The organism is Novosphingobium sp. SG919 (assembly GCF_012932495.1).
Classification (GTDB): Bacteria; Pseudomonadota; Alphaproteobacteria; order Sphingomonadales; family Sphingomonadaceae; genus Novosphingobium; species Novosphingobium rhizosphaerae.
Genome location: NZ_JABCNG010000003.1, coordinates 108,338 through 132,550, shown reverse-complemented (window position 1 = coordinate 132,550; position 24,213 = coordinate 108,338). Strand labels below are relative to the sequence as shown.

26 protein-coding genes and 1 tRNA gene are annotated in these 24,213 nt (G+C 67.3%); 12 read left to right on the top strand and 15 right to left on the bottom strand.

Going from position 1 to position 24,213, the window contains the following annotated elements:
- Positions 1 to 159: 159 nt before the first annotated feature.
- From FHT19_RS13625 to FHT19_RS24770, 7 genes are all read right to left on the bottom strand, one after another.
- Positions 160 to 1,197: a glycerophosphodiester phosphodiesterase family protein gene (locus tag FHT19_RS13625; protein ID WP_169475591.1), complete on the bottom strand. Its 1,038-nt coding sequence runs from the start codon at positions 1,195 to 1,197 to the stop codon at positions 160 to 162.
- A 94-nt stretch (positions 1,198 to 1,291) separates the two neighbouring features.
- Positions 1,292 to 2,221: a bifunctional riboflavin kinase/FAD synthetase gene (locus tag FHT19_RS13620; RefSeq protein ID WP_179505976.1), complete on the bottom strand. Its 930-nt coding sequence runs from the start codon at positions 2,219 to 2,221 to the stop codon at positions 1,292 to 1,294.
- Positions 2,218 to 2,742 (bottom strand): dihydrofolate reductase, encoded by a 525-nt coding sequence (locus FHT19_RS13615; RefSeq protein ID WP_169475590.1) that lies wholly within the window; start codon positions 2,740 to 2,742, stop codon positions 2,218 to 2,220. The genes FHT19_RS13620 and FHT19_RS13615 overlap by 4 nt, the downstream gene beginning before the upstream one ends.
- Before the next feature lie 3 nt (positions 2,743 to 2,745).
- The gene (locus FHT19_RS13610) at positions 2,746 to 3,816 is read right to left on the bottom strand and encodes a 5-(carboxyamino)imidazole ribonucleotide synthase (RefSeq protein WP_169475589.1); all 1,071 of its coding nucleotides are present in this window, start codon (positions 3,814 to 3,816) and stop codon (positions 2,746 to 2,748) included.
- Positions 3,813 to 4,310, bottom strand: a complete 498-nt coding sequence (gene purE, locus FHT19_RS13605) for a 5-(carboxyamino)imidazole ribonucleotide mutase (RefSeq protein WP_168555906.1) — start codon at positions 4,308 to 4,310, stop codon at positions 3,813 to 3,815. The genes FHT19_RS13610 and purE overlap by 4 nt, the downstream gene beginning before the upstream one ends.
- Positions 4,311 to 4,343: 33 nt before the next feature.
- Complete coding sequence (gene gpmA, locus FHT19_RS13600) at positions 4,344 to 5,030, bottom strand: 2,3-diphosphoglycerate-dependent phosphoglycerate mutase (RefSeq protein WP_169475588.1); 687 nt, start codon at positions 5,028 to 5,030, stop codon at positions 4,344 to 4,346.
- A gap of 88 nt (positions 5,031 to 5,118) precedes the next feature.
- Positions 5,119 to 5,490: a hypothetical protein gene (locus FHT19_RS24770; RefSeq protein ID WP_348981795.1), complete on the bottom strand. Its 372-nt coding sequence runs from the start codon at positions 5,488 to 5,490 to the stop codon at positions 5,119 to 5,121.
- Between FHT19_RS24770 and FHT19_RS13590 the strand changes: the two genes are divergently transcribed.
- A tRNA-Thr gene (locus tag FHT19_RS13590) sits at positions 5,463 to 5,537 on the top strand. The genes FHT19_RS24770 and FHT19_RS13590 overlap by 28 nt on opposite strands.
- Positions 5,538 to 5,646: 109 nt before the next feature.
- On the opposite strand, the gene FHT19_RS13585 is transcribed toward FHT19_RS13590, so the two are convergent.
- The gene (locus tag FHT19_RS13585; RefSeq protein ID WP_248290460.1) at positions 5,647 to 5,943 is read right to left on the bottom strand and encodes a GNAT family N-acetyltransferase; all 297 of its coding nucleotides are present in this window, start codon (positions 5,941 to 5,943) and stop codon (positions 5,647 to 5,649) included.
- 87 nt (positions 5,944 to 6,030) lie between these two features.
- Between FHT19_RS13585 and FHT19_RS13580 the strand changes: the two genes are divergently transcribed.
- Positions 6,031 to 7,047 (top strand): beta-eliminating lyase-related protein, encoded by a 1,017-nt coding sequence (locus FHT19_RS13580; RefSeq protein WP_169475586.1) that lies wholly within the window; start codon positions 6,031 to 6,033, stop codon positions 7,045 to 7,047.
- The gene (locus FHT19_RS13575) at positions 7,044 to 7,967 is read left to right on the top strand and encodes a DMT family transporter (RefSeq protein ID WP_169475585.1); all 924 of its coding nucleotides are present in this window, start codon (positions 7,044 to 7,046) and stop codon (positions 7,965 to 7,967) included. Before FHT19_RS13580 ends, FHT19_RS13575 begins: the two co-directional genes overlap by 4 nt.
- Here FHT19_RS13575 and FHT19_RS13570 read toward each other — a convergent pair.
- Positions 7,877 to 8,746 (bottom strand): SDR family NAD(P)-dependent oxidoreductase, encoded by an 870-nt coding sequence (locus tag FHT19_RS13570; protein WP_169475584.1) that lies wholly within the window; start codon positions 8,744 to 8,746, stop codon positions 7,877 to 7,879. The genes FHT19_RS13575 and FHT19_RS13570 overlap by 91 nt on opposite strands.
- A 126-nt stretch (positions 8,747 to 8,872) precedes the next feature.
- Here FHT19_RS13570 and pepN point away from each other — a divergent pair, with 126 nt between their 5' ends.
- The gene (gene pepN, locus FHT19_RS13565) at positions 8,873 to 11,482 is read left to right on the top strand and encodes an aminopeptidase N (RefSeq protein ID WP_169475583.1); all 2,610 of its coding nucleotides are present in this window, start codon (positions 8,873 to 8,875) and stop codon (positions 11,480 to 11,482) included.
- Positions 11,479 to 12,252: a peptidoglycan editing factor PgeF gene (gene pgeF, locus FHT19_RS13560; protein ID WP_169475582.1), complete on the top strand. Its 774-nt coding sequence runs from the start codon at positions 11,479 to 11,481 to the stop codon at positions 12,250 to 12,252. The genes pepN and pgeF overlap by 4 nt, the downstream gene beginning before the upstream one ends.
- Before the next feature lie 19 nt (positions 12,253 to 12,271).
- Here the strand turns inward: pgeF and FHT19_RS13555 are convergent, their stop codons facing one another.
- From FHT19_RS13555 to gluQRS, 5 genes are read right to left on the bottom strand one after another with little or no spacing between them, the layout of a single operon-like run.
- On the bottom strand, positions 12,272 to 12,592 hold the full coding sequence (locus tag FHT19_RS13555) for a hypothetical protein (protein WP_168555915.1): 321 nt from the start codon (positions 12,590 to 12,592) through the stop codon (positions 12,272 to 12,274).
- A 48-nt stretch (positions 12,593 to 12,640) separates the two neighbouring features.
- Positions 12,641 to 13,510: a 3-hydroxyacyl-CoA dehydrogenase NAD-binding domain-containing protein gene (locus tag FHT19_RS13550; protein ID WP_169475581.1), complete on the bottom strand. Its 870-nt coding sequence runs from the start codon at positions 13,508 to 13,510 to the stop codon at positions 12,641 to 12,643.
- Between the two features lie 26 nt (positions 13,511 to 13,536).
- Positions 13,537 to 14,097 carry a cob(I)yrinic acid a,c-diamide adenosyltransferase gene (locus FHT19_RS13545; protein ID WP_169475580.1) on the bottom strand — a complete coding sequence of 187 codons (561 nt, stop codon included), beginning with the start codon at positions 14,095 to 14,097 and terminating at the stop codon, positions 13,537 to 13,539.
- An 18-nt stretch (positions 14,098 to 14,115) separates the two neighbouring features.
- Positions 14,116 to 14,349 carry an HIG1 domain-containing protein gene (locus tag FHT19_RS13540; RefSeq protein WP_168555918.1) on the bottom strand — a complete coding sequence of 78 codons (234 nt, stop codon included), beginning with the start codon at positions 14,347 to 14,349 and terminating at the stop codon, positions 14,116 to 14,118.
- Entirely contained in the window at positions 14,346 to 15,206 is an 861-nt protein-coding gene (gene gluQRS, locus FHT19_RS13535; protein ID WP_169475579.1) for a tRNA glutamyl-Q(34) synthetase GluQRS, read from the bottom strand. Before gluQRS ends, FHT19_RS13540 begins: the two co-directional genes overlap by 4 nt.
- 621 nt (positions 15,207 to 15,827) lie before the next feature.
- Between gluQRS and guaA the strand changes: the two genes are divergently transcribed.
- Complete coding sequence (gene guaA, locus FHT19_RS13530) at positions 15,828 to 17,399, top strand: glutamine-hydrolyzing GMP synthase (RefSeq protein WP_169475578.1); 1,572 nt, start codon at positions 15,828 to 15,830, stop codon at positions 17,397 to 17,399.
- Between the two features lie 54 nt (positions 17,400 to 17,453).
- Here guaA and FHT19_RS13525 read toward each other — a convergent pair whose 3' ends face one another.
- Positions 17,454 to 18,200, bottom strand: a complete 747-nt coding sequence (locus FHT19_RS13525; RefSeq protein ID WP_169475577.1) for a glutaredoxin — start codon at positions 18,198 to 18,200, stop codon at positions 17,454 to 17,456.
- Positions 18,201 to 18,282: 82 nt separating this feature from the next.
- Here FHT19_RS13525 and FHT19_RS13520 point away from each other — a divergent pair, with 82 nt between their 5' ends.
- From FHT19_RS13520 to FHT19_RS13495, 6 genes are all read left to right on the top strand, one after another.
- Entirely contained in the window at positions 18,283 to 18,705 is a 423-nt protein-coding gene (locus FHT19_RS13520) for a MerR family DNA-binding protein (protein ID WP_246866072.1), read from the top strand.
- A 170-nt stretch (positions 18,706 to 18,875) separates the two neighbouring features.
- Positions 18,876 to 19,592: a trehalose-phosphatase gene (gene otsB / locus FHT19_RS13515; protein WP_169475576.1), complete on the top strand. Its 717-nt coding sequence runs from the start codon at positions 18,876 to 18,878 to the stop codon at positions 19,590 to 19,592.
- Positions 19,589 to 21,400, top strand: a complete 1,812-nt coding sequence (locus tag FHT19_RS13510; protein ID WP_169475575.1) for a glycoside hydrolase family 15 protein — start codon at positions 19,589 to 19,591, stop codon at positions 21,398 to 21,400. The genes otsB and FHT19_RS13510 overlap by 4 nt, the downstream gene beginning before the upstream one ends.
- Positions 21,397 to 22,800, top strand: a complete 1,404-nt coding sequence (locus tag FHT19_RS13505) for a trehalose-6-phosphate synthase (protein WP_169475574.1) — start codon at positions 21,397 to 21,399, stop codon at positions 22,798 to 22,800. The genes FHT19_RS13510 and FHT19_RS13505 overlap by 4 nt, the downstream gene beginning before the upstream one ends.
- 176 nt (positions 22,801 to 22,976) lie before the next feature.
- The gene (locus FHT19_RS13500; protein WP_169475573.1) at positions 22,977 to 23,780 is read left to right on the top strand and encodes a siderophore-interacting protein; all 804 of its coding nucleotides are present in this window, start codon (positions 22,977 to 22,979) and stop codon (positions 23,778 to 23,780) included.
- Positions 23,781 to 23,786: 6 nt separating this feature from the next.
- Positions 23,787 to 24,212, top strand: coding sequence for a GNAT family acetyltransferase (locus FHT19_RS13495; protein ID WP_168555926.1), 426 nt, complete (start codon positions 23,787 to 23,789; stop codon positions 24,210 to 24,212).
- Position 24,213 lies beyond the last annotated feature (1 nt).

The window sequence follows — 24,213 nt, the reverse complement described above, 5'->3', positions numbered from 1 at the left end:
CAACGTCACCCCCTATCCAACGTCACCCCGGACTTGATCCGGGGTCCAGCTATTCTTCGATGCGCAGCGCAAGGCGGCCAGAAAGAAGCGGGACCCCGGGTCAAGCCCGGGGTGACGAAGGGTGTGAGGCGGGGTTTGGGGGGTGACGAAGGGATGGATTCACGGCGTGCTGTCGTCGCGCTCCTGCGCGGCCACGGCTTCGGCATTGGTGCGGGCGTCCATGTCGGGGCGCAGGGCCGGGGCGACGGTCCAGAAATTGTCGATCAGCACGGTGCCGTGGAACGCGGCGGGCACTTGCGGCAGTTCGCGCGCATGGCGCAGCCCCGTACCCAGGCTGTCGCCCGTGCCGTCGCTCGCCACGGCGAGGACATGGCCGCCCACGCCCTCGATCCGCTGTTGCACCCGGTTGGGCCAGCCCCACAGGGTGAACGCGTTGTCGAGCGCAGCGATCATCGTCGCGCCCTGGCACGTGGCGGGCACCAGCGACGTCCAGCCTTTCCAGCGATAGTCGCTGGCGCAGGCGCGGCCCTTGGCGGGATCGATCGTCCAGATGCCGGGCAGGGCCTTGTTCACGGCGGAAACCAGCGCCGCGTTGCCGGCAAAGCCCTCGCCCAGCGCCTTGGCGTCGTGGCCATTGCGCGCCAGCGTTTCGATCAGCAGCGGCACGGCGGCCACGTCGTTGCCCGGAAAGCGATAAATAAAGCGGCCCATCGGATTGGCCGCCAGGATCTCGTCGAGCGAGGGGATCAAACCGCGCCCCTTGCCGCGCAGCGGGAAAGTCTTGCCGCCATCGGCGCTATAGCCATGGCCGGCGTCGAGCCTGGCCAATTGCGCCATGGTCATCTGCGAAACCGGGCCGGTCGCCTCGGTCCGGCAGCCCAGGTCGGCATCGGGATAGAGCGCCAGGTGGTTGTCGGCGGTGCGCACCACGTCGATCGCCACGTAATCGGCGCCCATGCGCCGCGCAGTGAACACGGCGCGGGCGGTGTCTTCCAGAATCGCGTGCAGTGGCGGCAGGATGGCGCGCGCCGGGCAGGGCGCGGCGCGGCCGCCGGGCTGGTAGTCCTGGGCAATGCCGCCATTGGCGATCAGGCGCGGCCGTCCCGGCGGCGCCGTTACCAGCCAGCTGGCATTGACGAAGGTAAGCACCAGAAAGGCCAGCGCCCCGGTGAACAGGGCGCCGCGCAACCAGATCATGCCGTTTCCTTTCCGGATCAACCGGCCGATCGTGCCCAGGCGCACGCCCGTGTCAACCGCGGCGCGGCTTTTCCGCGCCATTTTGGATGGAAAATCAGGCGCTTTCCAACAGCCGCCGCGCTTCCAGGCAATCGCGCGCCATCTGTGCCACCAGTGCGTCCAGGCTGTCGAACTTGGCTTCGGGACGCAGGAAGTGGTGGAAGCTCACTTCGATTTCCTGGCCATAGAGATCGCCGGTGAAATCGAAGAAATGCGGCTCCAGCAGTTCCTTGGGCGGATCGAACGTCGGGCGGATGCCCACGTTGGCCGCGCCCAGCAGTTCGCGCTCGTCGCAAAGCCGGCCCTTGACGGCATAGATGCCATAGGCCGGGCGCAGGTACTTGCCCATCGACAGGTTCGCGGTGGGAAAATTGATCGTCCGGCCCACCTTGTCGCCATGCTGGACAATGCCGCGAATGGCAAAGGGGCGGGTGAGCAAGGCCGTGGCCGTGGCGCAATCGCCGGCCTTGAGCGCATCGCGCACGCGGCTGGAGGAAACCACCGCGCCATCGTGCAGCACGGGGCCCACCGCGCGCGCCGCCATGCCGTGGGCCAGGCCCAGTTCGCGCAGCACGGCCACGTTGCCGCCGCGCTGCTTGCCAAAGGTGAAATCCTCGCCCGTCACCACCCCGGCCGCGCCGATGCGATCGGCCAGCAACTGGCCCACGAAATCCTGCGCGCTGGTCTGTGCCAGGGCGGCATCGAATTCGAACACCAGCATGGCATCGGCGCCGGCTGCAGCGAACAGCTCCTGCCGCTGGTCCAGCGAAGTGAGGCGGAAAGGCGGTGCCTTGGGATCGAAGTGGCTGACCGGGTGCGGATCGAACGTGGCGATCATCACCAGCCGCCCTTCGGCCCGCGCCCAGCGCACGGCTTCGGCCACCACGGCCTGGTGGCCCAGGTGGAACCCGTCGAAATTGCCCAGCGCCACGATGGCACCGCGCCAGTTTTCGGGCACGCGCTCGCGTGCATAAAGCCGGATCATGGCTTGCTGCTTTCTTCCAGGGGATGGACCCGTTCCAGCGTGACAAAGGCATAAGCCGGGATGGGGGCTGGATGGTCCGCGCTGGCGGGGTGGCTTTCGCGCGCCACCTCGCGCCATTCCGGGCCAGGGTAGGGCATCGTCGTGTCTCCGCCCACGCGGGCGTCCACTTCGGTCAATTCGTAACGGCTGGCATGGGGGGCCAGCAGCGCGAGGATTTCGGCCCCGCCGATCACTGCCGCCTGCGCTTCATCGGCCACGGCAGCGAGCGCGGCGCCCACGCTGTGCACCACCTGTGCGCCGGGCGCGGCCCAGGCGGCATCGCGGGTGAGCACGATGTGGCGGCGGCCGGGCAGCAGGCCGGGCAGCGATTCGAAGGTCTTGCGCCCCATGATCATCGGCTTGCCCATCGTCAGCGCCTTGAACCGCTTGAGATCGGCGGGAATGTGCCAGGGCAGGCGGCCCTTATCGCCAATGGTTCCGTCTGCCCCGCGGGCCACGATCAGGAACAGCGACGCGGCCATGGCTTAACGCACCAGCCGGGTGACGTGGCCCATCTTGCGCCCGGGGCGCGTTTCGGCCTTGCCATAGAGATGCAGGTGGTTCGCCGGATCGGCCAGCAGTTCGGGCCAGGCCAGCGCCGCATCGCCGATCAGGTTGTCCATCACGGCGCCCGCCGTAACCAGCCCCGTGCTGCCCAGCGGCAGGCCCAGGATGGCGCGAACATGGTTCTCGAACTGGCTGGCCAGCGCGCCTTCGATGCTCCAGTGCCCCGAATTGTGCACGCGCGGCGCCATTTCGTTGAACACCGGGCCATCGTGCGTGGCAAAGAATTCCAGCGTCAGCACGCCCACGTAATCGAGCGCCTGCGCGACCTTTTCGGCGAGCGCGCGCGCCGCGGGCACCTGGCCGGCGATCTGCGCCGGAGCCGGCACGGTGGAGCGCGCCAGGATGCCGCCCTCGTGCTCGTTCTGCGCCGAGTCCCAGAATTGCACCTGGCCATCCTGGCCGCGCACCAGGATCACCGAAAATTCGCCGAAGAAGTGGACGAAGCCTTCGTAGATCAGCGGGACGGCGGGCAGATCGATGCCTGCCGCATCGGCCGGCGCCATGATGCGCCACTGGCCCTTGCCGTCATAGCCATCGCGCCGGGTCTTGAGAATGCCGGGCGCGCCGATCGTGGCCACCGCGCGGGCGAGGTCTTCGGGCCCGTCCACCGCCATCCACGGCGCCGGGCGGCCGCCCAGCCCTTCGACGAAAGACTTTTCGTTCACCCGGTCCTGCGCCACTTCCAGCGCGCGGGCGGGCGGAAACAGCGCGGCATGGGGAAGGATCGCGGCCAAGGGCGCCGCGGCCACATTCTCGAATTCATAGGTGACGACAGCCACTTGGCGCGCAAAGGCGGCCAGTGCGGCTTCATCGTCATAGGCGCCCTGGGTATAGGCCGCGCTCACTTGCGCGGCCACGGATTCGCCGCGCGGTTCGGGCGCATAGACATGGGCGGTATAGCCCAGTTGCGCCGCGGCCATGGCCATCATCCGGCCCAGCTGTCCGCCGCCCAGAATCCCGATGGTGGCGCCCGGCGCAAAGGTTCTCATTGCGGACGCTCGGCCACGGCGTCGGTCTGCGCCTGGCGGAAGGCGATCAGCCGTGCGGCCAGCGCGTCGTCGGTCGTCGCCAGGATCGAGGCGGCGAGAATGCCGGCGTTGGTGGCGCCCGGCACGCCGATCGCCAGCGTGCCCACGGGAATGCCGCCGGGCATCTGCACGATCGAGAGCAGGCTATCCATGCCCTTGAGCGCCTTGGATTCCACCGGCACGCCCAGGACGGGCAGATGCGTCATCGAGGCGACCATGCCGGGCAAGTGCGCCGCGCCCCCGGCCCCGGCGATCACCACCTTGAAGCCGGCGACGTGCGCGGTCTTGGCAAAGTCCACCAGCCGATCGGGGGTGCGGTGGGCCGAAACGATGCGGCATTCGTGCGCCACCCCCAGCTTTTCCAGCACGGCGGCGGCATTCTTCATCGTTTCCCAGTCGGACTGGCTGCCCATGATGATGGCAACCTGCGCGCCGGGCACCGCACTCTCACTCATCCCAAACTCCCCCTTCGGGCGTCGGTGTGCGCCTCAGCGCTCCGACAGGTAATAGCGTTCCACTTCGGCCAGGTTGTCGTCCAGTTCATAGACGATCGGCTGGCCGGTGGGGATTTCCAGGCCGGTGATATCGGCGTCGGAAATGCCCGAAAGATGCTTGACCAGCGCGCGCAGCGAATTGCCATGGGCCGAAACGATCACGGTTTCCCCGGCCTTGAGCGCGGGCACGATCAGTTCCTCATAGGCCGGCAGCACGCGGGCGATGGTATCCTTGAGGCTTTCCGTGGCGGGCACGGCGATCCCGGCATAGCGCGGGTCGCTGGCCAGATCGAAGGCGCTGCCCGCTTCCAGCACGGGGGGCGGAATGTCGAAGCTGCGGCGCCACACCTTGACCTGCTCGTCACCATGCTTGGCGGCGGTCTCGGCCTTGTCCAGGCCGGTGAGGCCACCATAGTGGCGCTCGTTCAGGCGCCAATCCTTGGTTTCCGGCACCCACAGGCGGCCGGCGGCTTCCAGCGCCAGGTGCAGCGTCTTGATCGCGCGGGTCTGGAGCGAGGTGAACGCCACGGTGGGCAGCACGCCCTTGTCCTTGAGCAGCTGGCCGGCGGCAAAGGCCTCGGCCGCGCCCTTTTCGGTCACATCCACGTCCCACCAGCCGGTGAAGCGATTTTCCAGGTTCCATTGCGACTGGCCGTGACGAATCAGGATCAAACGGGGCATCGAGGCTTCCTGCTGCAAGAAGGGACAAGAGAACGCGGCCCCTAGCGGGCCAGGGCCGATTTGGAAAGGCGACTCCCGCTTTTCGGACCTAAACTTGCGTTTCGCCAAGCGGGGCTGCTGCCGGGTCCGCACCGGGCTCCACGCTCGCTTCTGCGCTCGCGTCCTGGCCTGCTTCATTCAGGGCGCGGGCCTGCGCCTTGCGGCGGCGCAAATTCTCCCGCAGGCGCTGGGCAAGGCGCTCTTCACGGCTGTTGGATCGCGGCGGGGTTTTCGACAGGGTCATGGCAAGGGTTCTTTGCCGTGGGAATTTTTTGTCCGCAACCCCGCTTGACTTTGGCAAAGCCTGCGGCCAATAGCGCGCCTCCACCGACGGCCACCCGCCGCTGGAGGAAAAGCCGGTGCTTGTGTGCCGGGCTTTTGCGGAAATGGTGTGCTGCTGTAGCTCAGTGGTAGAGCGCATCCTTGGTAAGGCTGAGGTCGGGAGTTCAATCCTCCCCAGCAGCACCATTTCCCGCCTGATCTCCCGATCCAAAAGCGCTTGGTCACCCCGCGCTCTCATGCAGGCGGGACCCCGGCTCTCAGGCCGGGGCGAGGATGCGGTGGAGTAGCCGGCTCCTTACGCCTGCAGGTCGGCCCATTCGGGATGGCGACGGAACTGCGCCGCCACATAGCTGCACGCCGGCACGATCTTCCAGCCGCGTTCGCGGGCATCGGCCACCAGCGCGTCGACTAGCCGGGCGGCCACGCCGCGCCCGCCGATGGCGCCGGGCACCAGGGTGTGATCGGCCACGACCACGCCGGGTGCCGCCTCGCGCCAGGTCAGCACGCCTTGCGCGGCTTCGCCTTCCACCGCGGCGTGATAGACGCCGTGGCTGCCCTGGTCCTCATGGGTGATCGAAACGGTCTCGCTCAAGCTGGTTCTCCCGATAACCCCCTTGCCGCAGGTCCCAGGCAAAGGGGTGGCTTGACCGCACAACGCCTTCGCGGGCAGGGCGGTTTCATGCATTTCTTCTCCGACAACGCCGCATCCGTCCACCCCCGCGTCTGGGCCGCGCTGCAAGCGGCCGATGCGCCGGATTTCGCCTATGATGCCGATGCGCTGAGCCGGTCGCTGGAAGAGGCGTTTTCCACGCTGTTCGGCACGCCCTGCGTGGGGCTGTGGGTGGCCACGGGCACGGCGGCCAATTGCCTGGCGTTGAGCGCGATGGTGCCGCCGCACGGCGCCGTTGTCTGCCACCGCGAGGCGCATATCGAGATGGACGAAGGTGGCGCGCCGGGATTCTTCACCCACGGCGCCAAGCTGATCCTGGCCCAGGGCGATGGTGCATTGCTCACGCCCGAAAGCATCGCTGCCGTGATCGATCCGATTCGCCCTGGCGTGCACCAGGTGCAGCCCCATGCCATTTCGATCACCCAGGCCAGCGAATATGGCCGGGTCTATCGCCCGCACGAGGTGGCCGCGATCGGATCGCTGGCCCGCACGCGCGGCCTTGGCCTGCACATGGATGGCGCGCGCTTTGCCAATGCCGTGGCGTTCCTCGATTGCGAGCCGGCCGCGCTCACCGCGCAGGCCGGGGTCGATGCCCTGAGCTTTGGCTTCGTCAAGAACGGCGGGCTGGGGGCAGAGGCAATCGTACTGTTCGACGAGGAACTGGCCGACACGATCCGTTTCCGCCGCAAGCGCGCCGGCCACCTGCAATCCAAGGGCCGCTATCTGGCGGCACAGATCCTGGCCATGCTGGAGCATGACTTGTGGCTGGCAAATGCCCGCGCCGCCAATGCCGCCGCGCAGGAACTGGCCGCGTCATGCGCCGGGCGCCTGCTCCACGCGGTGGAGGCGAACGAGCTGTTCGTCACCTTGTCGGACGTGGAAAAGACCGCGCTGCGCAGCGCCGGCTTCGACTTCTATGATTGGCCCGCGCCGGCCGGCACGCCAGGCGCAGCGCGGCTGGTCACGGCGTGGAACACCGATCCGGCCCATGTCGCCGCGCTCGCCCGCGCGATTCGCAACCTGTGAGCGGGGCAAGCGCCAGCGCGGACGAAACGCTGTGGCGGCCCCGCGTGGTCGTCCCGTTCCTGGCCGTGGCGCTGATCTGGGGCTCCACCTGGCTGGTGATCAAGGGCCAGGCCGGCGCAGTGCCGCCAAGCTGGTCGGTCTGCTATCGCTTTGTCGTGGCGGCGCTGGGCACGTTCGTGCTGGCCCTGCTGCGCCGCGATCGGCTGATGCTGGATCGCCCGGGCTGGCAACTGGCGGCGGGCATCGGCGTGTTTCACTTCACGCTCAACTACCAGTTTCTCTACCCGGCCGAGCAGCACATCACCTCTGGCCTGGTCGCCGTGCTCTATGCGCTGCTGATGGTGCCCAATGCGATGTTGGCGCACCTGTTCCTGGGACAACGGGTGGCGCGCGGCTTCTGGGCGGGATCGGCCGTGGCGCTTGCCGGGATTGCCCTGCTCGTCGTTCACGAAGTGCGCGTGGCGCCGGCCACCACCGCGCCGTGGCTGGGCATCGGGCTGGTCACGGTCTCGATCCTGGCGGCCTCGGTCGCCAATGTCATGCAGGCCTCGGGCGCGGCGCGGTCGCGGCCGATCCTGCCGATCCTGGCCTGGGCGATGACGATTGGCGCGCTGATCGACGGGCTGGTCGCGCTGACGCTGGCGGGGCCGCCGGTGATCGACTGGGGCTGGCCTTATGTTTCCGGCGTGCTCTATCTCAGCGTGGTGGGATCGGTGATCACGTTCCCGCTCTATTTCCAGCTGTTGAAAGACATGGGTGCGGGTCGCGCGGCCTATAACGGCGTGCTCGTGCCGGTGGTGGCGATGGCGCTGTCCACCGTGTTCGAGAATTATCGCTGGTCGCTGCTGGCGGTGGCCGGCTCGGCGCTGGCGATGGTGGGGCTGGTCATGGCGCTCAAGGCGCGCAATCCTTCGCGGTAGGTGGGATAGATCGGCCGCCAGTCAAGCAGGCGCCGCGCCTTGCCGGCGGCCACGCGGCGGCTTTCGGCATAGAAACCGCGCGCCATCGGCGATAGCTCGGCTTCGTCGGCGGTGAGCAGCGGCGGCAGGGGCAGGCCGGTGAGGCGGGCGGCTTCCTCCACCACGGCGTTCTGGCTGGCGGGCTCCTCGTCGGCCAGGTTGTAGACGCCGGGCGGGCCGGCAAAGGCGGCCAGGGTCGCGCCGGCAATGTCGTCCACATGGATGCGGCTGAACACCTGCTCGCGCGCGATGATGCGGTGCGCGGTGCCCTCGCGCAGCTTGTCGATCACGCTGCGCCCCGGGCCATAGATGCCGGGCAGGCGCAGCACCCGCACGCGCGCATCCCATGCCTGCCACGCCAGGTCTGCCGCCACGCGGGCAGAACGGCGCCCGCCGCCGATCGGCGCAGTCTCGTCCACCCAGGCGCCGCGCGCATCGCCATAGACCCCGGTGGAAGACCAATAGCCGATCCACTGCCCCGGCCAGGCGTTGAGCGCCGGGCCATAGGCCTGCAGTACCGGATCGCCGCCTTCGCGTGCGGGCGGGACGGAGGACAGCACATGGCTCGCCCGCGCCAGCGCGGCGTGGACGGCGGCGGCATCGGCAAAGTCGATCGTGCCGGCGCGGCCGGTGCCTGTCACCTGCCAGCCCCGCGCGCGCAAGGCATGGGCCAGCACTTGGGCGGCATAGCCCATGCCGAAGATGAACAGGTGGCCCGGTTCGCTTTGTTCGTCGGTCATGCGTTGCGCAGGGCCTCCAGCACCCCAACCCCTCCTTGCGAAGAGGAGGGGCTTAAAACCGGCAATTATCCCCTGTTTCGGATTTGCTCAATTGCCCCAAGGCCTGCGGCTTCCTAAGTCTAGGGCATGAAGGATTCAGCCAGCCAGCCGCCCATCGTGATCCAGCGCGCCGATTATCGCCCGCCCGCCTGGCTGGTTCCCGATATCGCCCTGGATTTCCTGCTCGATCTTTCGGCCACGGCGGTTACCGCCACCCTGGATGTGGAGCGCAACGCGGCCGGGGAAGGCGGGCCGCTGCGCCTGAATGGCGACGGGCTGGTGGCGCAAAGCGTGGCCGTCGATGGCGAACCGCACAATGCCTGGACCATGGATGGCGACGACCTGGTGATCGAACTGCCGGGCGAGGCGCACCAGGTGACGATCGAGACCACGATCGATCCCACCGCCAATACCCAGCTTTCCGGGCTCTATGCCTCTGGCGGGCTGCTCTGCACCCAGTGCGAGGCGGAAGGCTTTCGCCGCATCACCTTCTTCCCCGACCGTCCCGACGTGCTCAGCCGCTACACCGTCACGCTCACGGCCGACAAGGCGGCGTTCCCGGTGCTGTTGTCCAACGGCAACCCGATGGACAGCGGCGAGGAAGACGACGGCACCCACTGGGCGATCTGGCACGATCCCTGGCCCAAGCCTTCCTATCTCTTTGCCCTGGTGGCGGGCGATCTCGTCGCCACGCGCGATAGCTTCACCACGGTTTCGGGTCGCAAGGTAGACCTGGCGATCTGGGTGCGCGCAGGCGATGAAACCCGCACCATGCACGCCATGCGCGCGCTGATCGCCTCGATGGCGTGGGATGAGCAGGTCTATGGCCGGGAATACGATCTCGACTTGTTCAACATCGTCGCGGTTTCCGATTTCAACGCCGGGGCGATGGAGAACAAGGGGCTGAACATCTTCAACACCCGCTATATCCTGGCCGATCCGGAAACCGCCACCGATGGCGATTACGATGGCGTCGAAGGCGTGGTGGCCCACGAATATTTCCACAACTGGTCGGGCAACCGCGTCACCTGCCGCGACTGGTTCCAGCTTTCCCTGAAGGAAGGCTTCACCGTGCTGCGCGACCAGCAGTTTTCGGCCGACCAGGGCTCGGCCCCGGTCAAGCGGATCGAGGACGTGCGCATCTTGCGCAGCGCCCAGTTCCCTGAGGATTCCGGGCCGCTCGCCCATCCGATCCGCCCCGATTCCTATCAGGAAATCAGCAATTTCTACACCGCGACCGTCTATAACAAGGGCGCCGAGGTGATCCGCATGATGACCGTGCTGGCTGGTCCCGAACGCTTCCGCGCGGGCACGGACCTCTATTTCGAACGCCACGATGGCGAGGCGGCGACCTGCGAGGATTTCGTCAAGGCGATCGAGGACGGTGCCGGGCTGGACCTCCAGCAGTTCCGCCGCTGGTACGAGCAGGCCGGCACCCCGCAGGTGGACGTGGCGATGACGCACGATACCGCCAGCGGCACCGTGACCCTGGCCTTGCAGCAGACTGTGCCGCCTACCCCCGGCCAGCCGGTCAAGCAGCCGATGGTGATCCCGCTGCGCACCGCGCTGTTCGATGCGGCGCGCGGCACGCATGGCGGCGAGCACCTGATCGTGCTGAGCGAGGCGGCGCAGCAGTTCACGTTCGAGGGGTTCGCCAGCGCGCCGGTGCTTTCGATCAATCGCGGCTTTTCCGCGCCGGTGGCGATCAACGCGCCGCAAAGCGTGGCAGACCTGGTGTTCCTGGCGGCGCACGACGATGATGCCTTTGCCCGCTATGAAGCGATGCAGCAACTGGTGGTGCAGCATCTGGTGGCGGCCGTCGAAGGCCGGCTGGACGATGCTGCACGCGAGGCGGGCCGCACCGCCATCGGCGGGGCGCTGGGCGCGATCCTGGCCGATCCCGCGCTGGATGATCTGATGCGCGGCGAACTCGTCATGCTGCCCGGCGAGGCGTACCTTGCCGAACAGATCACGCCCGTCGATCCCGCACGCGTCCATGCCGAGCGCGAGGCACTCAAGGCCTGGCTGGGCCGCGAACTGGGCGATGCCTGGCGCGCCTTGCACGATCGGTGCAGCGCGGTGCCCTATGGCCTCGATGCCGCGCCGCGCGGCGCGCGCAAGCTCAAGACCCAGGCGCTGGTCTACCTGGCGGCAGCCGATCCCGCGCAGGCGGCCAAGCGAGCCAAGGCGCAGTATGACGCGGCCGACAACATGACCGATCGCCAGGGCGCGCTGATGTTGCTGTGCGGGCTCGACGTGCCCGAACGCGATGCGGCGCTGGCCGACTTCCACGATCGTTTTGCCGATAACCGGCTGGTGATCGACAAGTGGTTTTCGCTCCAGGCCGGCTCGCTCCATCCCAAGGCGCTCGATCATGTGCGCGCGCTGGCCGGGCACCGCGATTTCACGCTGACGAATCCCAATCGCGTGCGCGCGCTTTACATGGCCTTTGCCGCCAACCCGCAAGCGTTCCACGCCGGCGATGGCGCGGGCTATCGCCTGATCGCCGACCTGATCCTGGCGCTCGATCCGATCAACGGCAATGTCGCGGCGCGGTTCGTGGCGCCGCTCGGCCGCTGGCGGCGGATCGAGCCGGCCCGCGCCGCGCTCATGCGGGCAGAGCTGGAGCGCATTGCCGCCGCGCCCAAGCTGTCGCGCGACGTGCGCGAGCAAGTGGGCAAGAGCCTGGAAGCATGAGCGTGGAAGTCGAAGTGCTCACCCATCCGGCCCTGGCCGGCGCCGCGCACGGCTTCCTTGGCCGGCGCGGCGGGGTGTCCACGGGCATTCATGCCGGGCTCAACGTGGGCTGGGGCAGCGAGGACGATCCCGTCGCCACGGCAGAAAACCGCCGCCGCGCCGCCCACGCGGTGCTGCCCGGCGCAACCCTGGTCTGCGCCTATCAGATCCATTCGCCCGACGTGGTGGTGGTGGACAGTGCCTGGAACGAGGCGGACCGCCCGCGCGCCGATGCCCTGGTCACGCGCCAGGCCGGCCTCTTGCTCGGCATCCTCACCGCCGATTGCGCGCCGGTGCTGTTTCACGATCCCCACGCCGGGGTGATCGGCGCGGCCCACGCCGGCTGGCGCGGCGCAATCGATGGCGTGACCGACCGGACAGTGGAAGCGATGGAAGCCTTGGGCGCTGATCGCGCCGCGATTGCGGCGATTGTCGGCCCGTGCATTGCCCAGAAAAGCTATGAAGTGGATGCCGCGTTCGAGGCTCGCTTCGTGGCCCAGGCGGCAGAGAACGAACGCTTCTTCCGCGCCGGCAAGGCCGGCCACGCGTGGTTCGATCTGCCCGGCTATGTCGCGCACCGCCTCCATGCCTTCGGGGTGGGGGTGGTCGGCATGCTGGACGAAGATACGTACGCCCAGCCCGACCGGTTCTATTCGTTCCGCCGCGCCACCCATGCGGGCGAGCCGGGCTATGGCCGGGAAATCTCGCTGATCGGGCTGGCGGGGGACTGATCCCTCGCCAGCCGCGGCATCATTCCGCGCCGCGCGGGGTGTCGTCGTCGATGCCCGCTTCGCCCAGGCCGCCTTCCTCGTCGTCGTCGTTGCGCTCGCCACGGTAGGCGCCCATGTCGATCCGGCCGGACGAGACCATCTGCTTCATGTGATCGACCAGGTCGGGGGTGGAGCCGGCCTCGTCTCCCTGGCCGGAAACGCGCTCGCTGTCTTCGGCAGAACCCAGCACGGCGGTGGCGCGGCCCAGCGCTTCATCGGCCAGGGTCTGCGCCTGGCTGGGCGCATCGTCCTGTTCCTGGTTGTGCGCTTCGGGGGGAAGGTCGGGCAGGTCCTTGCTCATGGCGTATCTCCTTATGGAGAAGATACGCCTGCGCGGCTCCCCTGTTCCTTACCGCGTGGGAACTGGGGCCTCGCCGCTGTAATCGTAGAACCCGCGTCCGGTCTTGCGGCCGAGCCAGCCGGCCTCGACATACTTCACCAGCAGTGGGGCGGGGCGATACTTGCTGTCGCCGGTGCTGGTGTGCAGCACGCGGATGATTTCCACGCAGGTATCCAGGCCAATGAAATCGGCCAGTTCCAGCGGCCCCATCGGGTGGTTGAGGCCCAGGCGGCAGGCCTTGTCGATATCCGCGATGCTGGCCGTGCCGCTGCCCAGCACGAAAGCCGCCTCGTTGAGCATCGGCATCAGCACACGGTTGACGATGAAGCCGGCCTCGTCCTGCGAAAGCACCAGTTCCTTGTTCAGCCGGCCGACCAGCGCGCGCATCGCGTCGAGCGTGGCGGCCGAGGTGGCCAGGCCCGGAATCACTTCCACCAGGTTCATCACCGGCACCGGATTGAAGAAGTGCAACCCGATGAAGCGGGCCGGATCGGGCGAGCCGGCGGCCATGCGGGTGATCGGGATCGAGCTGGTGTTGCTCGCCAGGATCGCGTGGGGGGCCAGCACCCGGCCCGCGGCAGCAAAGATCGCCTGCTTGATGTCTTCGCGCTCGGTTGCCGCTTCCACGATCAGGTCGGCAGCGGCCATCGGCGCATAATCGCCGATCGGGGTGATGCGGGCGACGATGGCGTCGGCGTCGCTGGCCGCGATCTTGTCCTTGGCCACCAGGCGGGCAAGCGCCTTGGCGATCTTGTCGCGGCCCTTTTCCGCCGCGGCCAGATTCATGTCGGCCAGCAGCACGGCTAGCCCGGCCTGCGCCATGACCTGCGCGATGCCCGCGCCCATCTGCCCGGCCCCGATCACGGCAACGGTCTGCATGCCCGCAAATTCCTTCTTCAGTTGGTCTAGCGGCTGGCGCCCGGCACCCACAGGGGATCACGCCCGGCATTGAGCGCGCGGGCCAGCACGAAGAGATAGTCCGACAGCCGGTTGAGATAGGCAAGGGCCGAGGGATTGACCGGCTCTTGCGCGGCCAGGGCCACGGCGGCGCGTTCGGCGCGGCGGGCAATGGCGCGCGCCAGATGCACGCGCGCGGCCGCTTCGCTGCCGCCGGGCAGGATGAAGCTGGTGAGCGGCGGCAGTGCGGCGTTGCGCGCGTCGATCGCGTGTTCGAGCCAGTCCACCTGGCCCGGCACCACGCGCAGCGTCATTTCGCCGGGTTCGAAATCGCTGCCGGGGGTGGCGAGGTCCGCGCCCAGGTCGAACAGGTCGTTCTGGATGCGGGTCAATTCCGCGCCCGCCTCGGCCGGCACGACCAGCGCGGCCAAGCCGATCGCGCTGTTCACTTCGTCAACCTCGCCAATCGCGGCCATGCGCGCATCGTGCTTGGCGCGGCGCGAGCCATCGACCAGCCCGGTCGTGCCATCGTCACCCGTGCGGGTGTAGATCTTGTTCAGCTTGACCATGAAATAGAACGGACCCGTTCAGTTCTTGCCGGCAACCATCAGCAGCACGACCACGACCACGATAGCCAGGCCCTGGAACTTGATGCGGTTGAACATCATGCGGTTCTGCAAGAGCTGCATGTCGCGGATGCCTTCGTCCCCGCGCTCCAGCCCCTCGCGCGTGGTGCGCAGGAAGGCGACGACACCGCGCAGCAGCGACCACACGGTCAGCGCCATCAGCACGATCAGCAAGGGCACGAGCACATAGGTCATGGTGCAAGGTCTATGGTGTCTGCCAGGCAAATGCCAGTGTCAAAAAGACTGCTATCAAAACGACCGGCACGCAGCGCTGCGGCCAGCGCCGGGCCATCTTCGCCGTTCTGCCGCCGCTCCGCCAGGCCCGCCGCGCCGCGCCGCTTGGCCAGCTTGCGCCCGTCGGGGCCCACCAGCACGGCATGATGGTGCCAGCGCGGCACCGGCAGCCCGAGCAGCGCCTGGAGCAGGCGATGCACATGGCTGGCACGGAACAGATCGATCCCGCGCGTGACCACGCTGACGCCATCGGCGGCATCGTCCACCGTGGCGGCGAGGTGATACGACGCCGGCGCATCCTTGCGCCACAGCACCACGTCTCCGAACAGCTCGGGCCGCGCTTGCTGCACCCCACGTCGTTCGTCGGTCCATTCCAGCGGCCCGGCGAGCGCCATGGCGCGGGCCATGTCCAGCCGCCAGGCGACATCGGGGCCGGGTTCGATGGGGTGAAGGCGGCAGGTGCCGGGATAGAGGGGGCCGTCTGGCCCTTGCGCGGTGGCATTGGCGGCAATTTCGGCGCGGGTGCAGCGGCAGGGATAGAGCAGGCCCGTCGTGCGCAAGGCATCGGCGGCGGCGCGATAGCGTTCCACCCGCTGCGATTGCGGGGTCACTTCCTTCCACGACAGGCCCAGCCAGGCGAGATCGGCGCGGAATTCCTCGGCCAGTTCCGGGCGGCTGCGCGCGCCGTCGATATCCTCGATCCGCAGCAGGAATGTGCCGCTTGCCGCCCGTGCGCGATCGTGCGCCACGATCGCCGCCCAGGCGTGGCCCAGGTGCAGCGGTCCGTTGGGGCTGGGGGCAAAGCGCGTCACGATCATGAGGATGGTGCCTAAAAGGTTTCCTCTCAGGAACAAGTGTATCTGGAAAGACACAATTGCCAAAAACGCAAAACGGCGGCCCCGCCGGACCGCCGCTTGGCGTTTCGTGCCGCGCGGCGATGCGGTGACATCGCGCTGCGTGGCGGTATTACAAGTATTCAAACCATTTCGCGGCCGCTTGAGAGGACCGGCCCGAAATGTTTCAGTGCTGCCGCCAGCGCTTAGACAAGCGTGGCAGTGAACATCGCGCCGCTGACACCAGCAGCGAGGATGAGCGGCAGCATAACGGTTGCGAACTTGCGCATGGTATGCTCCTGATTTCCTGCGAATTAACAAGGTTTATTGTTTAACCTTGCAGGATCCTCTCAGTCCGTCGCGCCGGCAGGGTAAGGCTCGGAGCCGCGAACTGGGGCTCACATAAGACGAGCCGATTTTGTTACAAGTGCGATCCTGGCATCTACACTTGCAATAAGTGCAATTCATGTGTTGCAACCGGGGAGTTTGTGGTAATTCAGCAACACTTGCGTGGCATTGCGCCACTTTGGTGCCACGCGCGCCAGGCCCGCAGCGAATTTGCGCCAAGTGCTGGACAGTTCCCCGCGCCTTCCTTATCGGCCAGCCATGACTATCCAGCCCGAAGAATCGGCCCCCGAATCGATCCTGATCGTCGATTTTGGCAGCCAGGTGACGCAGCTGATCGCACGCCGCGTGCGCGAGGCGGGCGTCTATTCCGAAATCGCCCCCTTCACCCAGGCCGAGGCGGCATTCCACCGCATGAAGCCCAAGGGCATCATCCTGTCGGGTTCGCCCGCCAGCGTGCCGGCCGATGGCAGCCCCCGCGCGCCGCAGGTGCTGTTCGACAGCGGCCTGCCGATCCTGGGCATCTGCTATGGCCAGCAGGTGATGAGCGAGCAGCTTGGCGGCAAAGTGGAGCCGGGCGATTCGGGCGAATTCGGCCGCGCGTTCCTGACGGTGACCGAGCCTTGCGTGCTGTTCGACGGGCTGTGGACCACTGGTGAACGCCATCAGGTGTGGATGAGCCATGGCGACAAGGTGACGCAGTTCGCCCCCGGTTTCCGCATCGTGGCCGTGTCCGACGGCGCGCCGTTCGCGGTGATCGCCAATGACGAGAAGAAGTATTACGGCACCCAGTTCCACCCCGAAGTGGTGCACACGCCCGACGGCGGCAAGCTGATCGCCAATTTCGTGCGCCACGTCTGCGGCTGCACCGGCGATTGGACGATGGCCGAATTCCGCAAGACCAAGATTGCCGAAATCCGCGCGCAAGTGGGCGATGCCCGCGTGATCTGCGGCCTTTCCGGCGGGGTCGATTCGGCCGTGGCGGCCGTGCTGATCCACGAGGCGATCGGCGACCAGCTGACCTGCGTGTTCGTCGACCATGGCCTGATGCGCCTGGGCGAGGCGGAGCAGGTGGTGTCGCTGTTCCGCAACCACTACCACATTCCGCTGGTTCACGTGGATGTGTCCACGCTTTTCCTGAAAGGGCTGGAAGGGGTGACCGACCCCGAGGCCAAGCGCAAGTTCATCGGCAAGACCTTCATCGACGTGTTCGAGGCCGAAGCGCGCAAGGTGGGCGGCGCCGATTTCCTGGCGCAGGGCACGCTCTATCCCGACGTGATCGAAAGCGTGTCGTTCACCGGCGGGCCTTCGGTGACGATCAAGAGCCACCACAACGTGGGCGGCTTGCCCGAGCGCATGAACATGAAGCTCGTCGAGCCCTTGCGCGAACTGTTCAAGGACGAAGTGCGCGCGCTGGGCCGCGAACTGGGCCTGCCGGACATCTTCGTAGGCCGTCACCCGTTCCCGGGGCCGGGCCTCGCCATCCGCATCCCCGGCGAAGTAACGCGCGAGCGCTGCGACATCCTGCGCAAGGCCGATGCGATCTACCTGGAAGAGATCCGCAACGCCGGGCTCTATGACGCGATCTGGCAGGCCTTTGCCGTGCTGCTGCCGGTGCGCACCGTGGGCGTGATGGGCGATTTCCGCACCTACGATTCGGTCTGCGCCCTGCGCGCCGTGACCTCGACCGATGGGATGACCGCAGACATCTATCCCTTCGACGCCGGCTTCCTCAGCCGCGTGGCGACGCGCATCGTCAACGAAGTGAAGGGCATCAACCGCGTGGTCTATGACTATACGTCAAAGCCGCCGGGCACGATCGAGTGGGAATGACCTGAACCGCGACAAGGGTGCCGCGAACTTTTGGGTTCCGGCGCCCTTTTGGCGTCAGTGCACCAGCATCCACAGCGCCATGGCGACCATGCCGATGTTTTCGGTGAGCGAGACGAAGCCGAGCGGCACGTTGCTCGATCCGCCCACGCAGGCGCATTTCAATTCGCGGCGATCGATGTAGACCGCCTTGAACACCGACACGGCGCCCACCGTGCCGATGAACAGCGCCACCGGCGCTGAAAGCCAAGTCCACACCCCGGCGATCATCAGCAGCCCGGCCAGCGCCTCGGCAAAGGGATAGAGTGTGGCGTAAGGCACCCAGCGGCGCGCCAACAGGTCATAACCCAGGAACATCGTGGCAAAGCGGCCGATGTCCTGCAACTTGAGCAGGGCGAGCACCGCCATGCTCATGCCGACAAACCATTCCGCCGCGCGCAGGGTGAACGGGGTGCCGAACGCCGCCTGGCTGGTGGCCAGCGCCATCAAGGCGGTGATCGCTAACAACACGGCCACGGGGGCATAGCTGGTTGCCTTGGGATCGGGCACGGCCAGGCCGAAATGGCGACGCAGATCGTCATAGCCGCCGATCCGCTGGCCGTCGATGAAGACCTGCGGCGTGGTCTCTACGCCATGCTGCGCCTTGAACGCGTCTGTTTCCGCGCGCGTGCGCAGCCAGTGATCGTCCACCGTGAAGCCCTTGCGACGCAAGAGGTGCCGCGCCTTGAGCCCGAAGGGGCAGACGTGCTTGTCGGTGACCATGCGATAGAGAACGGCGGTGCGGGGCTGGGCGGAAGCGGTCATGGCAGCGGCCTTTGGCTGGATTGGAGCGGGCTGCATCCCATATAGGGTCCGTACCATGGTACGCAGTCAAGGGGTGCCGAACATGCCATCAGAACGCGCCAAAAGCGCATTGACCATCGCCGGTCTGGCGCGCGCCGGCAATGTCGGCGTGGAAACCGTGCGCTATTACCAGCGGCGCGGCTTGATCGAAACGCCCGAGCGCGGCGGCGGTGCCGGGCAGCGTGGCGCGATCCGCCACTATGGCGAAAGCCACGTGCGCCGCCTGCGGTTCATCCGTGCGGCGCAGGCGGCCGGGTTCACGCTTGAGCGGATCGGCGACCTGCTGGCGCTGGACGCGACGCACGATCGCGCGCGCGTGCGCGCCTTGGCCGCCGAGCAGATTGCCGCCCTCGATTCCCGGATCGCAGACCTGGAGCAGGCGCGGGCCGCGCTGCACCGCCTGGCGCAGGCCTGTGGCCATGGCGAGGCCGGGCCATGCCCCATCCTGACCGCGTTCGAGCGTTAGGAAACAAGCACTTGCGCGGCGGGGCCGTGGGGCGGCGGGAACCAAAAGGAGCGCAAGTCATTGTTTTGGCGCGTCAGCCGCCATAGCCAAGGAGTGCCCCCATTCCCCTGATCGCCACCACGCCCGCCCTGCTTCCCGCGCCGCGACCCGGCCTGCTCTCCCGAGCCACCGTGTTCCTCGACATCGATGGCACATTGCTCGAACTGGCCGACGACCCCGACGCAGTGCGCGCCGATGGTGCGACGCGCGCGCTCCTGGGCGATCTGGCGCGACGGCTGGATGGGCGCTTGTCGATGGTGAGCGGGCGTTCGCTGGAACAGATCGATCGCATCCTTGGGCCGATCGCCCAGGCCCTGCCGGTCACCGGCAGCCATGGCCTGGAATACCGGTGGAACGGCGTGTGGGCGCGGCCCGAGCGGCTTCCCGTGTTGGAAGACGTGGCGCGCGATTTCAACACGCTTGCGCGCACCTGGCACGGTTGCCTGGTGGAAGAGAAATCATTCGGCGTGGCCTTTCATTGGCGCCTGGCGCCAGAAGCGCAGCAGCCGGCACAAGCGCTGGCCGTGCATCTGGCGCAGGCGCACGCGCTCAAGATCCAGCACGGCAAGGATCTGGTCGAACTGCGCATGCCCGGCGGCGACAAGGGCCAGGCGGTGCGCCGGATGATGGCGCGGCCCGGCATGGCGGGCACCCAGCCGGTGTTCTTTGGCGATGACCTGACCGACGAAGCCGGCTTTGCCGCTGCCCGTGCGCTGGGCGGCCATGGCGTGCTGGTGGGGCCGCGCGCGCTGGATGGCAGCAGCACGGCAGCCACCCTGTCGCTGCCTTCGCCCGCGGCGGTGCGTGCGTTCCTGCGCGACTTTGCCGATGGATCGCAGCTGGCATGAGCGAGGCAACGCGCGTCGCGAGCGTCGATCTCTGGCCGATCGGCAATTGCCAGGTGGCCGGGATGATCGACCGGACCGGCAGCCTGGTGTGGGGCTGCGTGCCGCGCCTGGATGGCGACCCCACGTTCTGTGCCCTGCTGGATGACAAGCCCGCCAGCGACCCGGCGGCGCTTGGCTTCTGGTCGATCACGCTGGAAGATGCTGTCGCTACCACGCAGCATTATATCCGCAACACCCCGGTCCTGGTGACGACCCACACCGATGCCCAGGGCGGGGCGATCGAAGTGGTCGATTTCTGCCCGCGCTATAAGAACCACGGGCGGATGTACCGCCCAGTGGCCTTTGCCCGGATCGTGCGCCGCCTGGCCGGCAGCCCGCGCATTCGCGTGGCCTTGCGCCCGGCCAGCGAATGGGGCGCGAGCGTGCCTGCGCGCACCAGCGGATCGCATCATGTCCGCTATCTGCTGCATGACCTGACGCTGCGCCTGACCACCGATGCGCCCGTGGGCTGGGTGGCGGACGAGCGCCCGTTCCGGGTGGAACGCTCGCTGCATTTCTTCCTCGGCCCGGACGAAAGTTTTGCCAACGACCTGGGCCATGGCATGGAAGAGATGCTGGCGCGCACGATTGCCGAATGGCGACAGTGGACGCGCGGCCTGGCCACGCCGCTGGAATGGCAGGACGCGGTGATCCGCGCGGCAATCACCCTCAAGCTGTGCCAGTTCGAGGAAACCGGCGCGATCGTGGCGGCGCTGACCACCTCGATCCCCGAGCATGCCGATTCGGGCCGCAACTGGGACTATCGCTTCTGCTGGATTCGCGATGCCTATTACACGATCCAGGCGCTCAACCGCCTGGGTGCGCTCGATGTGCTAGAAGGCTATCTCGAATATCTGCGCAACGTGGTGGAAGGCGCACGGGGCGGGCATATCCAGCCGCTCTATGGCCTGGGCGGCGAAGACAAGCTCACCGAGCGTGTGGCCGAAAACCTGTCCGGTTATCGCGGCATGGGCCCGGTGCGGGTGGGCAACCAGGCCTATGAACAGATCCAGCACGATGCCTATGGCCAGATCGTGTTGTGCAACACCCAGGCGTTCATCGACCGGCGGCTCTATCGCATGGCCGGCATGGCCGATTTCGAAGCGCTGGAAGCGGTGGGCGAACGCGCGTTCCAGGTGCACGACCAGCCCGATGCCGGCCTGTGGGAGCTGCGCACGCGCGCGCATGTCCACACGTATTCGGCGGCGATGTGCTGGGCCGCGTGCGACCGGCTGGCCAATATCGCGGCCGAACTCACCCTGCCCGAGCGCGCCGATTTCTGGCAGAACCGGGCCGACACGATCCGCGCCACGATCGAATCGCGTGCCTGGCGCCCGGACACGCAGCGCTTTTCCGCCACGTTTGGTGGCGATGATCTGGACGCGAGCCTGATCCAGCTGCTTGACATGCGGTTCCTGCCGCCCGACGATCCGCGGTTCCAGGGCACGCTGCGCGCGGTGGAAGAAGGCCTGCGGCGGGGCAGCCACATGCTGCGCTATGCCAGCGAGGACGATTTCGGCCTGCCCGAAACCGCGTTCAACGTCTGCACGTTCTGGCTGATCGAGGCGTTGCACGCCACCGGCCGCGCCGCCGAAGGGCGCGACCTGTTCGAGGAAATGCTGGCCCGCCGCACCGCCGCCGGGCTGCTGTCGGAAGATATCGACCCCGTTTCCGGGGAACTGTGGGGCAATTACCCGCAGACCTACTCGCTGGTCGGCCTGATCAATTGTGCCGGCCTGCTGAGCAAGCCATGGAGTGCCATAAGGTGAAGCGCCTGATCGTCGTCTCGAACCGTGTCCAGCCGCCCAGTGAGGACGAGCCGGGCAACCAGGGCGGGCTGACCGTTGCCTTGTCGACCGTGCTGCGCGAAAGCGACGGCATCTGGTTCGGCTGGTCTGGCGGGGAAACCGAGAGTTTCACCGGCCATATCAATTTCCAGAAATCGGCCGGCGTCACCACCGCCACGGTGGACCTGGAGCCGCAGGACATCCACGAATACTACGACGGCTTTGCCAACCGCACGTTGTGGCCGTTGTTCCACTATCGCGTCAGCCTGGCCGAATTCGAGCGCGGGTTCGTCGATGGCTATGAACGCGTCAACACCCGCTTTGCCGATACCCTGCTGCCGCTGATCGCCAAGGACGATCTGGTGTGGGTGCACGATTATCACCTGATTCCCCTGGGCCAGCGCCTGCGCGAGCGCGGCGTGGAAAACCGCATCGGCTTTTTCCTGCACATCCCCTGGCCGCCTATGCGGCTGATGGTTTCGCTGCCCAATCACCAGGAACTGGTCGAATCGCTGTTCGCCTATGACGTGGTGGGCTTTCACACCGAAGACTGGCTGGAAAGCTTCCTCGACTATGTCCGCGCGCAGATGGACGCGACCGTGGGCGAAGACAACACCGTGACCTGGAACGGGCGCACCTTGCGCGTGGTGGCCTGCCCGATCGGCATCGATGCGCGCGAATTTGCCGATACCGCCAACGGCCCGGTGGCCGAGGCGATGCGCCGGCGCATGGAAGAAAGCGCCGGTGGCCGCGCGATGATCGTGGGTGTGGACCGGCTGGACTATTCCAAGGGCCTGCAGGAACGCTTCATCGGCTACGAGCGGCTGCTGTCGCAGCGGGCCGACCTGCACGAGCAGGTGTTCCTGCTGCAGATTGCGCCGCCCAGCCGCGAAGGCGTGCAGACCTACCAGGAAATCCGCGCCAGCCTCGATTCGCTTTCGGGCCGCATCAATGGCGAGTTTTCCAGCGTCGAATGGGTGCCGCTGCGCTATGTCAACAAGGGCTATCCGCGCGACGTGCTGGCAGGCGTCTATCGCGCCGCCAAAGTCGGCCTGGTCACCCCCTTGCGCGACGGGATGAACCTGGTGGCCAAGGAATTCGTGGCGGCGCAAGACCCCGAGGATCCGGGCGTTCTGGTGCTGTCGAACTTTGCCGGAGCGGCAGTGCAATTGACGCAGGCGGTGCTGATCAACCCCTACAGCCCCGAGGAAATCGCCGATGCCCTGGCGCTTGCCCTGACCATGCCGCTGGCCGAGCGCCAGGAGCGCTGGCGGGCATTGATGGATACCGTGCTCAAGGAAGACGTGATGTGGTGGCTTGCGCGTTTCATGGCGGCGCTCGATCCGTCGGAAGCGGGGGAATTGGCGCTGACGGAGGAATGATTTTCGCGGCGGCGGCGTGAAAACGGTGTGGCAGGGCTTGCCAAAGAGCGATCAAAGATATATCTTAATAATCGTTCGCAGGGAATCTCGCATTCCCGGTGGGCCTCTCCCACCAGGGGAAGCGTAAGCGTTAACGTCAATCAACGCGCCCACTGCCAAAGACAGGCTCTGCCCCGATGACCGACCACACCACCACTTCCGCCGCCATCGGCACCACCACCACCACAGCCGATGCGCCCGTGATCCGCCGCATGCGCCACGATACCGTGCGGCGCACTTTGCGCATCGCGCAGGTCGTGCGGCTCACGCCCAACATGATCCGTATTGTTGCCGAAGGGCCCGAACTGGCCGGCTTCGTCAGCGGCGCGCCCGACGATCACGTCAAGATCTTCGTGGAGGGCGCCGATGGCGAGCGCGTGATGCGGGACTATACTCCCCGCCACTACGATGCCGCCGCCGGCACCTTGACCATCGACTTCTTCGACCACGAAGGCGGCCCCGTGTCAGACTGGGCGCGGGCGGCCAAGGTGGGCGATCCGATCAGCATCGGCGGCCCGCGCGGCTCGCAAGTGATCGAGGGGCCGATCGCGCACTGGCTGCTGGTGGGCGATGAAACCGCGCTGCCGGCGATCGGCCGCCGCGTGGAGGAACTGCCCGCGGGCGTTTCCGCCACCGTGATCGGCGCAGTGCCGGGCCCGGCCGACGAGCAGGCCTTTGCCAGTGCCGCCACCGTCGAAACGCGCTGGCTGCATCGCGATGCAGCCGCTGCCACCGATCCTGCGCCGCTGCTGGCCGCGCTGGCGCAAGTCGATCTGGCGCCGAACACGTTCGTGTGGATCGCTGCCGAAGCGGCCGTGGCCCGCGCTGCGCGCGAATACCTGGTGGGCGAACGCGGTCTGGACAAGCGCTGGATCAAGGCGGCCGGCTATTGGGTGGCGGGCCAGGCGGATAGCTCGGCCAAGAACCTGGGCGAGGATTGAGCGCCCATGGCCGCTGCTGCCGTTCGGGAAGCCGCACCCGCCGATGCCCAGGCCGTGATCGGCCTGTGGCAGGCGGCGGGCCTGACGCGGCCGTGGAACGATCCCGCCACCGATTATCATCTGTCGATGGAAAATCCTGCTTCGGCGGTCTTGCTGGCCGAAGTGGCGGGAGAACCGGCCGCCACGATCATGGTGGGCTATGACGGGCACCGTGGCTGGGTCTATTACCTGGGCGTGGCCCCGGCGTTCCAGCGCCAGGGCCTGGGTCGCACCCTGATGCGCGCGGCCGAGGAATGGCTGACAGCGCGCGATTGCCCCAAGATCATGCTGATGGTGCGCAGCGACAACCTGGCGACCAAGGCGTTCTATGCCGCGCTGGGCTATGAACCGCAGGCAGTGGAAACCCTGGGCCGGCGCCTGGATGGGCGTTGAT